We start from the raw sequence: 11,379 nt of genomic DNA, 5'->3' as shown, positions 1-11,379 counted from the left end.
AATACCGCGATGAAGCCGCCTAAGCAATACTAAAAATTATATTATTTCAGCTGTCAACTTGACAGGGACTAGTGCATGGTGTCGCACGCTTCAACCCTATAAGTTTGAAAACGCAAAAAAGTCTGGGAAAAATCCCAGACTTTTTTTGATCTGCTGCTTAGTCCTTAGCGGTGTTTTGTAATTGAATCATGTCGTAGTAGTAACCGTGTTGTTGCATCAGTTCGTCGTTGGTTCCACGTTCCACAATCTTCCCTTGATGAAGCACCAGGATAAGATCAGCATTTTGAATCGTCGACAACCGGTGAGCAATCGCAATGGTCGTCCGGTTTTCTTGAATCCGTGACAGCCCGGTTTGAATCATGTTTTCCGTTTCGGTATCCACGTTAGCCGTGGCTTCATCAAGAATCAGAATCTTCGGATCGGTCACAACTGTTCTGGCAAAGGTAATCAATTGCCGTTGCCCGGCAGAATACTCGGTTCCCCGTTCCAAGACTGGGGTCGCGTAACCCTGGGGCAACTGTTCAATGAAATCATCGGCCTGAACAAAGTGGGCCGCCCGTTCGACCTGGGTATCCGAGATATCCGGATTAAACATCCGGATGTTGGTCTGAATGTCTCCGTAGAAGAGTTGCGGTTCCTGGAGCACGAGGCCCATCTTCTGCCGTAACTCCTCGGCCGGGTATTCCCGAATGTCGCGACCATCGATCAGAACCTGACCTGATTGAAATTCATAGAAGCGCATGAGAACATTAATCGTCGATGTCTTCCCGGAACCTGTTTGCCCGACCAAGGCCACCGTCTGTCCTGGTTCTGCGACAAATGAGACGTCCTTTAAGACTGGATGTTTCTGGTCGTAAGCAAACGTCACGTGCCGGAACTCAATCTTACCTTGTGTAATCTTGGCATCGGCCACGGGATGTTGTTGTGGCGCCAGAGTCTGGTCATCAACCACGCGTAAAACTCGTGAACCCGCCACCATCCCATTTTGGAAATCACTCAGACTATCCATCATATTACTCATGGGACTGTAGAAGTTGTTGAGGTACGTAATGAAGGCGTAAATGACCCCGGCTGCGACGACCTCATGCAGGCCCCGCATACCGAAAATCCCCAAAACAATAACGGTGCCTAACGCATAAAGTAAATTGATGATGGGACTTAACAGTAAGGAGTTCGTCCGAATCATATCTTTACGCGTATCGTAATACGCCGCATTGGTCTTCTGAAAGTTTTTGGATGTCCGCTTCTCTTGCCGGAACTCCTGAATTACGGTAATCCCAGTAATGGCCTCGGCGAGCTTCGTGTTGAGTTCACTCAGTCGTTCCCGCATTCGCCGGTAGACCCTCGAACTAAACCGTTGGTAGTACCAGATAGTCAGCACTAGGAACGGCACCAACACTAACGTCCAAAGCGCCACCTTGATGTCGGTTGCATACATCGCCGCAAAGGACGACACGACCGCGAAGAACGCCAGAACCAGTGTATTCAGTAATGCCCAGAAGTTCGCAAAGGTCATGGTATCATTCATTAACCGTGACAAGATCGAACCCCCGGGGGTCTGATCAAAGTACCGCATACCTTTTTGGTGCAGTTCGCTGAAGAGTTTTCGACGAACATTTTCCAACATGTACTCGGCCCCCATGGTACTGGTGTAGTTCTGCCAGAACTGCATGAGTGCTCGCGTCAACATCCCCAAGAAGTAAATGCCGGCGAAGGTCCACATGATCACAATGGTGGCGTTATTCGTCCGCAGGTACTTGTCCATATAGGTCTGGAGAACCCACGGGAGAAAGACGTTCACGGCACTGATTAGAGCCGACAAGATGACGGACCCAATGAAGAACCATTTGTAGGGAGCAGCGAACTTTAACAGGCGCTTAACAACGGTCCACTGTTCCTTGGTCGTCATGCTATGAGCCCATGCTGATTGTTGCGGCTTATCTGCCATCGTTGTTCCCTCCTCTCACTTGTGTCTCCAACTGCTGTTCGATAAACATCCGATGATACCATCCGTCGTTGGCCATCAGTTCGGCATGGTTCCCACGTTCGACCACGTGGCCGTCGTTAAGCACCAAGATTTCATCGGCATTCATCACGGAACTCAACCGATGAGCCGAAATCACAGTGGTCTTGTTCGCCCGTTCAGCCTTCAAGTTGGCCAGAATTTCCGTTTCGGTCTCGGCGTCCACTGCGGACAAGGCGTCATCTAAGATTAACAATTCCGGATTAATGAGTAAGGCTCTGGCAATAGCCAAACGTTGCCGTTGCCCACCGGACAACGAAATCCCTTCCTCACCAACCTCGGTATCATAACCCGCTGGTAACTGGGCAATTTGCCCCGCTAAATCACTCTTAGCAGCGGCAGCCTCAACTTCGGCCTGTGTGGCCGACGGATTGGCAAAACGGATATTTTCAAAAATATTGGAAGAAAATAGAAAACTTTCCTGAGGCACGTAACCAATCGCTGGCAGATAACTGTCGAGCGCATAGTCCTTGATGTCGTGACCACCAAAGCTGATCGTGCCTTCATAATTGTCGAATTCCCGTAGAATTAATTTCATAATCGTGGACTTTCCGGCCCCAACCCGACCGACAATCCCGAGGGTGTGTCCGGCTGGTAGGTCAAAATCGACCCGCTGAAGACTAGCGCCCGCGTCGTCGGGATAATCGAACCGGTTCACGTGGTAACTCAGCGTCCCGGTTGGTCGAACGGTAATCCCGTCCTGCCGGTCGATGATGTGGGTCTTCTGTTCCAATAGTTCCATGACCCGATCGTAACTGGCATTTCCCCGTTCCATGGTATTGAAGAGCATTCCCACGGCAAACATAGGCCAGACCATCATGGCCAGATAACTGATAAATGACACCAGGTTTCCAATGGTAATGGTGTGGTTGACCACGAAGAGGCCCCCCAACACAATCGTTGCCACGTAGGAAATCGAGATGACCAAGGTAATCATGGGATCAAATAACGAGTCTAACCGGTTCACGCGCCGGTTAATCTTAATGGTCCGGTCAACCTGACTGTCAAAGTCCGCCACATCGGCGTTCTCTTGCCCCAGAGCCTTGATAACTTTGATACCGCTAATACTTTCCTGTGCCTTGTTGTTCAGGCGTGAGAAGGCCTCCTGGGAGGCCCCAAAAGCTTTGTGAATCTTGTGACCCAGATACCAAGAGATGAGGGCCAAGAATGGAAACGGAATAATGGCGAGTAACGTTAGACGCCAATCAATCAGCATCATCATGGCAATCAGAGTCGTGCCCCCGGTGATGATGGCATCCGCAAACTCCAGGATACCCCCACCGGCCACCCGTTGAATGGCTTCCAAGTCATTGGTGGCATGGGCCATCAGATCCCCGGTACGGTAACGCTGATAGAACACGCTGTCCATCAGCATAAAGTGATCGAACAACCGATTTCTAAGCAATTGTTCTAGCTTGGCTGCGCCACCCCAAATGGCATTTCGCCAAAGATAACGGGTCGCATACTGAGCCAAGGCGGCCACTGTAATAAGGCTGAGATCAATGACCAAGAGTTTCCCCGTCATGGTTTGTCCGTGGATGCCATCCACCATGTTCCCAATGATCCGTGGAGGAATTATGGCAATAATCGCAGTCAATAAGAGCCCCACGATTCCCGTCAGATACACCCGCCATTCCTGGCGAAAGTACCATGCTAATTTCCGAAATATACTCACGAACGTCCCTCCTAAGATTAGAATATGATTAAAACATGATTAAATTATAACAGACCTTATAATTCTAGCGGAATAAATTTTTATTGCAATCAAAAAGCTCGCTCCAGTTAGACTGGAAGCGAGCCATCGATTAACCCAATTTACTTTTTAGAAGATGATTGTTGTTTCATCGCATTCATCATTTGATGTAACTTACGTTGGGATGGTTTTTGCCCCATCTGCAACATCATCGCGCGTAATTGGTCTTCGTTAATTGGTGGATTATCTTTCAGATAGTTTTCCATGTACTTACGGGCAGCGTAAAAGCCCCCAACAGCACCGGCGATTCCGACGATAATTACGATTAAAATCCAGATCCAGGTTGCCAAGCTGATTCCCCTCCTTCATGACGTCATTCAATAAACAATTCTACACAACCTTAACCGAAAATAAAAGAGCGAATCGTTGAAAATGACCCGCTCTCCTGATTAATTGTCCCGTAGACCCTTTTTGCGTTGGATATCGCGGACTTTTTCAGGTGTGACTTCTTTGCCTTGCTTATCGTAAACTTGGAGCATTTCCACTTGGCTCTTAAAGCTAGACCGGAATAACTTCAGGTAACGTTGACGCAGCTCGGCGCGTTCAGCCTTCTCGGCATCGTTGAGGCCGCTAGCCTTCGCCTTGTGGGCGAGCTCGTTAATACGGACCAATAAGGTGTCCATTGTTTCTTCTGCCATGAACAACCCTCCTTATTCAATAGAATCGATGAAACGTCTTGGCATTGCTGCCCGTCTTTTTTTAAAACTAGTCCCTATCTTATCAGGCTTAATTTTAGAATTCAACTAATCTACCCGAACATCTGTTTGAAAAGCCGACCTACCTATGCTACACTAACACTAAACTATACTACGAATGACGAACGAGGTGGCATTACATGACGAAAGCATCAGAAAGCAAACAACTTGCCGTTCTACGTTTCATTTGGGAACGCGTAAACGAAAAAGGGTATCCACCAACCGTCCGTGAAATTGGTGAGGCCGTCGCCCTCTCCTCTACCTCGACGGTACACGGTCACATCGCCCGCCTAGAAAAGAAGGGGCTCCTGACCAAGGACCCGACGAAGCCGCGGGCATTGGAAGTCACACCTGCCGGATTAGAAGAGCTCGGTGTTCACGAGAAACAAACGCGAATTCCTGTGCTGGGCACCGTAACTGCTGGAGAACCTATTCTGGCTGTTCAAGAAGCGACGGATTACTTCCCGGTTCCACCAGAATTCGAACGTGATGACGATCAGCTCTTCATGCTGACCATCCGCGGGGAAAGTATGATTAACATCGGAATTCTAAATGGTGACCAAGTCATCGTCCGTCGGCAACAATCCGCAGACAATGGTGACATTGTCATTGCGATGACCGAGGAAAATGAAGCGACCTGCAAACGCTTCTTCAAGGAAGCCGATCATTTCCGGTTACAACCCGAAAATGATACCATGGCGCCAATCATCTTGAACCACGTCAGCATTCTCGGTAAGGTCGTTGGCCTGTTCCGTGACGACGTCCACTAATCATGATCATAACAAAAAAGGAGCATGCCGACTGGCACGCTCCTTTTTTTCGGGCAATCACACCCTGATTTTTATTTAGAACACTTTACCATGATAATGACTTTCTGGTAATGAATTGAAGTCATATTCGGCCAAATCCTTGGCACTCTTGAGGTAAGCATGCAGGCTTTCAGCCAGCATCAAGTTTAAAACTGTATCCTTTTCGTGGAACAGCACCACAGGCTTCTTACTGTGGAAGGCATACCCAATCTCAAAGGCAGTGCCGGAGTCCACTTGGTCATCGACAAAGTCAGACACGGCGACCACGACATCGGCGTGGTCAATCTGTGAAACATCCATTTGGAAGGTCTGTGTGGCCCATTCGGGGGTTCCCACGGTTAAGCCAGGAATTTCATCCTTCCGGGGGCTAAATACATTATCGACCTGCGGATTTTGCTCTAAAGCTGCTTCTACCCGTTCAATTCGAGCGATCTGTTCGTCATCGAAGAAGGGGCCTGCTAAATAAACGTTGGTCACACTAATCTCCTCTTTTCTCTAGAATATCGTTATTATACCGGAAAGCCGATCACTTTACGACTGAATTTTAATTAGTATTCGGTTATAATTTACTAATAAGCGTTTTTTAACTTTAAAACCCGAACATTATTCGAGTTTATCTGGTTTCAGGCTGAGCCTTTCGGCATTGAAATGATTCATGCTATACTGAACCTAATAACTCTTCAAGGAGGCACCATTATGTTCCTCGGATTTGCCATTCTCGGTGGCATCGTGTCACTGATTGCCCTATTTTCATTAATTACTGCTTTTCACCAAAGAAGTTCCAAAGTGGGGGCAAGTATCTTACTGATCATTGCCCTCCTCTTAACTGGCTGGTCCGTGTCGAAGTTGCCTTACTGGTCCCACCACAAGGCTGCACCGAACCCCACAACCGAATCAACGAAAAAGATCAGTTCGAACTCCGGTCAAGCCTTCAACTCGCAGTCACAAAAAGCCACGCGAGCAGACAATGAAAAGAGCGTCAACCAGCAGCTGGGTAAGTCCCTTCAAAAGATCGGGACCATGAGTTTCAATGCTAAGACCAAGACTTACACCCTGACCGTCACCAACAAGGACCTTCAATCAACGATTCGGGGTCTGACCAAGCAACCTGAACAGGCCAAGCAAGCCAAATGGCCGCGTTTTGTCGACAGTTTTAGCAAAACCAGTGTTTCGTTGAAGAAGGCACTAGGCCCGGGCTACATCTTCCAGATTGGACTCAAAGATCAGAAACCCGTTTTAATCTACAAGGATGGTTACGTGACCCACAATAAATTTGAATAACAACGCAAAAGCCGCGAAATTTAAAGATTTCGCGGCTTTCTTTTTATCGTTTTTGATAACGCCGTTGCTCGCCTTGACGGCCGACCAGACGGTATTCAGCGGGATCATTACCCACGGCTAGTCGGGCATCACTGCCGTCACTGTCAAGCCGCTGCATAAAGATCGCCTCATACTCGGCAACTGTGACTTGTTGTCGCTGGTCTAACAGCCGGTCAATAGCCGCCGAATCAATGCCCTGTTGATAGTCGGCTTGAACAGTCCCACTGAAGAACTCACCCTCAGCGCCGGAACCATAGCTAAACAAGCCGATGCGTTCCCCCGCCGCCAAGCTCTGATGACGAAGTAAGGACAGCAGGCTCAAGTAAAGGGCCCCCGTGTAGAGGTTACCCACGTTTCGATTGTCCGTCTGGCTAGCTTCAAAGGCCGCCGCGAGTTCAGCCTGATGGGCCGCGGTCGCCGACGGTAGGATCTGCCGGAGTCCCTTACGCCCCATTTTGGTAAATGGCAAATGGAAGACGAAGGCCGAGAAATCGGCAATGGTTAGATCCGTTTGGTCCTGATAACCCCGCCAAACACGCTGGAAGAAATCTAAATAGACGTTGGTGGAATATTTACCATCAACCAGGGCTTCGGTCCGATACGTTGGCCGCCAGAAATCCATCACATCTTCATTATGGTAACTCGTGACGGTATCCAGAGCCAGGATCTGTGGATTGGCACTGACCAGCATGGCCACCGCACCGCCACCCTGCGTCACTTCACCAGCCGTACGTAGTCCATAACGGGCGATATCCGCCCCAATAACCAGGACCTTAGCCGTGGGACGAACCCGCACGAAGTCGGCCGCTAATTGAAGGCCAGCAGTGGCCCCGTAGCAGGCCTGTTTCAATTCAACCGCCCGGGTCTCCGCTGGTAATCCCAAGAGATGCGCCAAGTAAATCGCCGTAGACTTAGAGTTGTCGATACCAGATTCCGTTCCAAACAAGACCATACTAATCTCAGCCTTTAGCGCCGGTGTCAGAAACTGTTCAGCCGCATTGGCCGCCATCGTCACAACATCTTGAGTGGGCGGAATCACCGCCTGTTTTGATTGGCCAATCCCGATCAAATACTTGTTGGGATCTTCATTTCTAGCCGCGGCGAGATCTCGCATATCCAAATAAAGATTGGGGGTAAAGAACCCCATTTTATCAATTCCGACGGTTACGGTCATGCCTTGATTCCTCCTAAATTATGAATCAGTCTGCGAGTTATCATACCACAACCGCAAATAACTTGGCTAATTGTATACTACATTTATATTTTATTTAAAAGAAATCGATCACTGTTTAATTGCTTTTTGCCTATTACAATTTGCCGTTTTTAAGCCGCGCCAAAGTTGATTTCAGTTGGCGTTTTACATTCGGATCAACGGTGGGATACTCTAGTTGTAACGCTTGGAATCGTTGAATTAAGATGTTAGATACAATAAGCCGTGCAATCCCCTTATCATCGGCCGGAATCAGGTACCACGGTGACCGTTTTGTGGCCGTATTCTCGAGCATCTTAGTGTAGGCGACCCGGTAATCATCCCAGTAGGCTCGCTCGCTGACATCACTTGGTGAAAACTTCCAGTTTTTACTTGGAACCTCAATTCGTTTTTCGAAGCGTCGCGTCTGTTCTTCCTTGGAAAGGTGCAAGTAGAATTTAATGGTGATGAATCCCTGATGCCGCAGGTACTTTTCGTAGTGCTTGAGATCCTGATAACGACGATTGAAAAAGGCGTCGTCCGCATCTGCCGTCTTCTCGATCCCTGGCAGGTTTTGTTTGGTCAGCATCTCTGGATGAACACGACTGATCAACACGTCTTCGTATTGTGACCGATTAAAAATCCGAATCTCACCACGTGGTGGTAGTTCCTGATTGATCCGCCAGAGAAAGTCATGATCCAACTGCATTGAAGTCGGTTGCTTGAAACTCACCACGCTGGTTCCAGAAGGATTGAGACCGCTGAAGACGTGCCGAATAAGGCCGTCCTTCCCCGCCGTATCCATCCCCTGCAGAATGATAATCACCCCGTACTTCTTCTGCGAGTATAACCGCGTCTGCAAGTCCCCTAGCGCCAAGACATTGGCTGTTAATCGATTCTCAATGGCTGTGGCATCGGGACCCTTTTCCACCCGTGTGGCCAATTCGTCGAGATCCAAATCCAGATCACCGGTATACCGGTAGCTACTTTCAATGCTCATCCACATCATCTCCTGTTGGTAATAACATAGCATGTTTTCCCTGATAATAACCGTCAAAAGCCCTAAGAATTTTATGAGATTAGCCGACCATGCAAAAATCTTCGCGTTCTTTCACAAAGCTTGCTATACTAAAGATGTAACCACTTACCTGAATGATGGAGGGGTCTAAATTATGAAAAAGATTACGGCTTACTTTGTTCGACACGGTCAAACGATGTTGAACCATTATAACAAGGTTCAAGGGTGGATCGACTCACCTCTGACGGCCAAGGGACGGGCTGACGCGCAACGTGCGGGTCGCCAACTCAAGAATGTTCCCCTGACTGCCGCTTATAGTAGCGATTCAGGACGAGCCATTGAGACGGCTAGAATCGCCTTGCGCGAAATTCCCGACTCTCAAAACCTCGTGTCCTACCAGTACCCTGAATTCCGAGAACAATGCCACGGCTATTTCGAAGGCAATGACCTGAACCAGATGTGGCAATTCGTTGGGGTTCAAGTGGGCTTGGATTCCGAATCCAAGGTGCTGGGCACCTACGGTTTGGAAAAAGCCCGCGACTTGATTCACCAGGCCGACCTCTATGGTGACGCCGAAAGTAACGACATGTTCTGGGAACGCTTGGACCGTGGATTCGATAAGTTACGAGCCAACTCCAAGGATGGCGACCAGGTCGTGGTGATCTCCCATGGGGTCACCATTCGTTCCATCGTCGATCGCTACGCCCCAGAGCTGGACGAGGGTATCGCCACCATCAACGGGAGTATCACAAAACTGGAGATTACCGATGACGACATCCACGTCGACTTCTTCAATAAAATTGATTTCCAATCTTAATTTTAGGAGGTTACATCATGAAAAACTTTCACCGTTCCGCAACTAACCGCGTGTTCGCCGGGGTCATCGGCGGACTCGCCGAGCGTTTCGATTGGAATGTCGGCGTTGCCCGCATCCTGTTTCTCGTCCTGTCAGTGACACCAGTCTTTCCAGGCCTCATTGTTTACCTGATCCTTTGGATGGTGATGGGTGACCCAGTCTAAAGAGTCTCTTAACAGCACACAGGTTGACTGTGAGAACCGTTTAGCCTAATATCTAAGTTAGTAACTTGTTAATGAGTGAGCAACTGTTTCTTGACTGTTTCAAAAACTTCAAGGAGGCACTACCATGGCAAATTCAGAAAAGACTTTATTGTTAGTTAAACCCGATGGCGTTGAAGAAGGTCACATTGGTGAAATCATCACCCGACTCGAACGTAAACGGTATGAAATCGTGGCGTTAAAAGTGGTTAGAGCCACTAGCGCACAACTTCAGCAACACTACCGTGATCAAGTCGGCAAACCTTATTTCCACGAAATTGAAACCTACATGCAAGAAGGTCCACTGGTAGCTATCATTGTTACCGGGACCGACGTGGTGAAAGCCGTCCACAACCTGGCTGGTAAGACGCGTCCAAATGACGCGCAGCCCGGGACCATTCGTGGTGACTTCGCTCATGAATATCCAGATGGCATTCTCAGAAACATTGTCCACACTTCGGACAGTCGTGAGAACGCGCACCATGAAATCGCCATTTGGTTCCCTGAGTTAGCTGTTGCCGCTCATAAGGCACCCACCATTAAAGTGAAGCAAACCAATTAAACAAGCTTAAGCAATCCCCCACCCTGTGTGAGGGATTTTTTATGCCACCAGTTTGAACAATTAGTACCATTACTAACTTAGCCGCTTGGCTGTCGCTCACCCTCACAGTCGGGTAAACTTAAGGCCATGGCTTTGTATTAGTATTGTCATATTCATTTCATAAGAAGCCAATCTATCTGTTACCCAATTGTTGCACCAATCCGTTAGAATAAACCCCATAAAGAAAGGAGCGTTTCGCATGAGTGAACTTTTTATCAGTTGTCAATCAGCCGATCCCTTGGCTCATTCATTTCGCCAACAGCTCGAGCACTGGTCAGAACAAGACTGGGAATTTCCAACCGTGAGTTTTCATGAGCAACATCTGCCGATTCGATTTACCGGCTTTCGAGCCGCAAAGATTAAACGGCAGCTCAAGCGAGACATCAAACGGGCTCACCGCCTCCTGGTCATTGTCAGCCGCGAAACCTGGCAATCCGAGTGGACCGATTGGGAAATTGCGACCGCCATTCAAGCAGGTAAGACTGTCCTAGCAACCAAGCTGGATAGCACTAACATTGCTCCCCTGGCCCTAATAGCCGGTCCCTCAACTTGGGTGCCCCCTTTCGACCGTTCCGTTTTCACGCAACAGCGAAATTAATCCAAACTTGGCTTGCATTTATATTCATTATTGGTAAAATGTATTAGTAGTCACATGGAGAGTTGGCAGAGTGGTAATGCAACGGACTCGAAATCCGTCGAACCGGCGAATAACCGGCGCGCAGGTTCAATTCCTGTACTCTCCTTAAATTGAATGCTTGATTGATTCTGTAGCACCGTTGAATGTTGATTCAACGGTGCTTTTTGTACGACGAATTGTCAAATCAAGTGCAACGTTTTCCCATAGAACACTTCAGATGGAGTTTTCCAGCCTAAGACCTTGCGTGGACGATTATTCAACTCTTTAACAAAGTTGCT

13 protein-coding genes and 1 tRNA gene are annotated in these 11,379 nt (G+C 48.4%); 7 read left to right on the top strand and 7 right to left on the bottom strand.

Annotated elements, in window-relative coordinates:
• Positions 1 to 157: 157 nt before the first annotated feature.
• The 4 genes from EKM70_RS10690 to EKM70_RS10675 all read right to left on the bottom strand — a co-directional run bounded on the left by EKM70_RS10690 (position 158) and on the right by EKM70_RS10675 (position 4,414).
• On the bottom strand, positions 158 to 1,948 hold the full coding sequence (locus tag EKM70_RS10690; protein WP_125547696.1) for an ABC transporter ATP-binding protein: 1,791 nt from the start codon (positions 1,946 to 1,948) through the stop codon (positions 158 to 160).
• Positions 1,938 to 3,698 (bottom strand): ABC transporter ATP-binding protein, encoded by a 1,761-nt coding sequence (locus EKM70_RS10685; RefSeq protein WP_125547694.1) that lies wholly within the window; start codon positions 3,696 to 3,698, stop codon positions 1,938 to 1,940. Before EKM70_RS10685 ends, EKM70_RS10690 begins: the two co-directional genes overlap by 11 nt.
• Before the next feature lie 140 nt (positions 3,699 to 3,838).
• A complete protein-coding gene (locus EKM70_RS10680) occupies positions 3,839 to 4,066 on the bottom strand; it encodes a YneF family protein (protein WP_057877562.1) in 228 nt (75 codons plus the stop codon).
• Between the two features lie 99 nt (positions 4,067 to 4,165).
• Positions 4,166 to 4,414: a DUF896 domain-containing protein gene (locus EKM70_RS10675; protein ID WP_125547692.1), complete on the bottom strand. Its 249-nt coding sequence runs from the start codon at positions 4,412 to 4,414 to the stop codon at positions 4,166 to 4,168.
• Positions 4,415 to 4,611: 197 nt separating this feature from the next.
• Between EKM70_RS10675 and lexA the strand changes: the two genes are divergently transcribed.
• Positions 4,612 to 5,241, top strand: coding sequence for a transcriptional repressor LexA (lexA, locus tag EKM70_RS10670; protein WP_057877560.1), 630 nt, complete (start codon positions 4,612 to 4,614; stop codon positions 5,239 to 5,241).
• 75 nt (positions 5,242 to 5,316) lie between these two features.
• Here lexA and EKM70_RS10665 read toward each other — a convergent pair whose 3' ends face one another.
• Positions 5,317 to 5,757, bottom strand: coding sequence for a nucleoside 2-deoxyribosyltransferase (locus tag EKM70_RS10665; protein ID WP_125547690.1), 441 nt, complete (start codon positions 5,755 to 5,757; stop codon positions 5,317 to 5,319).
• 219 nt (positions 5,758 to 5,976) lie between these two features.
• Between EKM70_RS10665 and EKM70_RS10660 the strand changes: the two genes are divergently transcribed.
• Positions 5,977 to 6,561 carry a hypothetical protein gene (locus EKM70_RS10660; RefSeq protein ID WP_125547688.1) on the top strand — a complete coding sequence of 195 codons (585 nt, stop codon included), beginning with the start codon at positions 5,977 to 5,979 and terminating at the stop codon, positions 6,559 to 6,561.
• A gap of 43 nt (positions 6,562 to 6,604) precedes the next feature.
• On the opposite strand, the gene EKM70_RS10655 is transcribed toward EKM70_RS10660, so the two are convergent.
• Together EKM70_RS10655 and EKM70_RS10650 are read right to left on the bottom strand one after the other, a co-directional pair.
• Positions 6,605 to 7,774 carry a hydroxymethylglutaryl-CoA synthase gene (locus EKM70_RS10655; protein WP_125547686.1) on the bottom strand — a complete coding sequence of 390 codons (1,170 nt, stop codon included), beginning with the start codon at positions 7,772 to 7,774 and terminating at the stop codon, positions 6,605 to 6,607.
• 133 nt (positions 7,775 to 7,907) lie between these two features.
• Positions 7,908 to 8,789, bottom strand: coding sequence for a PPK2 family polyphosphate kinase (locus EKM70_RS10650; protein WP_125547684.1), 882 nt, complete (start codon positions 8,787 to 8,789; stop codon positions 7,908 to 7,910).
• Between the two features lie 172 nt (positions 8,790 to 8,961).
• Here EKM70_RS10650 and EKM70_RS10645 point away from each other — a divergent pair, with 172 nt between their 5' ends.
• The 5 genes from EKM70_RS10645 (at position 8,962) to EKM70_RS10625 (ending at position 11,207) form a co-directional block, all read left to right on the top strand.
• The gene (locus EKM70_RS10645; RefSeq protein ID WP_125547681.1) at positions 8,962 to 9,624 is read left to right on the top strand and encodes a histidine phosphatase family protein; all 663 of its coding nucleotides are present in this window, start codon (positions 8,962 to 8,964) and stop codon (positions 9,622 to 9,624) included.
• A gap of 17 nt (positions 9,625 to 9,641) precedes the next feature.
• The gene (locus EKM70_RS10640; protein WP_125547671.1) at positions 9,642 to 9,827 is read left to right on the top strand and encodes a PspC domain-containing protein; all 186 of its coding nucleotides are present in this window, start codon (positions 9,642 to 9,644) and stop codon (positions 9,825 to 9,827) included.
• Positions 9,828 to 9,951: 124 nt separating this feature from the next.
• The gene (gene ndk, locus EKM70_RS10635) at positions 9,952 to 10,425 is read left to right on the top strand and encodes a nucleoside-diphosphate kinase (RefSeq protein ID WP_125547669.1); all 474 of its coding nucleotides are present in this window, start codon (positions 9,952 to 9,954) and stop codon (positions 10,423 to 10,425) included.
• Between the two features lie 238 nt (positions 10,426 to 10,663).
• A complete protein-coding gene (locus EKM70_RS10630; protein WP_125547667.1) occupies positions 10,664 to 11,062 on the top strand; it encodes a TIR domain-containing protein in 399 nt (132 codons plus the stop codon).
• A 56-nt stretch (positions 11,063 to 11,118) separates the two neighbouring features.
• A tRNA-Ser gene (locus tag EKM70_RS10625) sits at positions 11,119 to 11,207 on the top strand.
• The last annotated feature ends 172 nt before the right edge of the window (positions 11,208 to 11,379 follow it).

It is taken from the genome of Levilactobacillus lindianensis, assembly GCF_003946095.1.
Taxonomy (GTDB): Bacteria; Bacillota; Bacilli; order Lactobacillales; family Lactobacillaceae; genus Levilactobacillus; species Levilactobacillus lindianensis.
Note: the sequence above shows the minus strand (reverse complement) of the source record. Positions and strands in the feature narration are given on the sequence as shown.

Bases quoted from the DNA above. Each gene is read 5' to 3' on its own strand.
- EKM70_RS10690 (WP_125547696.1), bottom strand. From the start codon at position 1,948: ATGGCAGATAAGCCGCAACAATCAGCATGGGCTCATAGCATGACGACC.
- EKM70_RS10675 (WP_125547692.1), bottom strand. From the start codon at position 4,414: ATGGCAGAAGAAACAATGGACACCTTATTGGTCCGTATTAACGAGCTC.
- lexA (WP_057877560.1), top strand. From the start codon at position 4,612: ATGACGAAAGCATCAGAAAGCAAACAACTTGCCGTTCTACGTTTCATT.
- EKM70_RS10660 (WP_125547688.1), top strand. From the start codon at position 5,977: ATGTTCCTCGGATTTGCCATTCTCGGTGGCATCGTGTCACTGATTGCC.
- EKM70_RS10655 (WP_125547686.1), bottom strand. From the start codon at position 7,774: ATGACCGTAACCGTCGGAATTGATAAAATGGGGTTCTTTACCCCCAAT.
- EKM70_RS10650 (WP_125547684.1), bottom strand. From the start codon at position 8,789: ATGAGCATTGAAAGTAGCTACCGGTATACCGGTGATCTGGATTTGGAT.
- EKM70_RS10645 (WP_125547681.1), top strand. From the start codon at position 8,962: ATGAAAAAGATTACGGCTTACTTTGTTCGACACGGTCAAACGATGTTG.
- EKM70_RS10640 (WP_125547671.1), top strand. From the start codon at position 9,642: ATGAAAAACTTTCACCGTTCCGCAACTAACCGCGTGTTCGCCGGGGTC.
- ndk (WP_125547669.1), top strand. From the start codon at position 9,952: ATGGCAAATTCAGAAAAGACTTTATTGTTAGTTAAACCCGATGGCGTT.
- EKM70_RS10630 (WP_125547667.1), top strand. From the start codon at position 10,664: ATGAGTGAACTTTTTATCAGTTGTCAATCAGCCGATCCCTTGGCTCAT.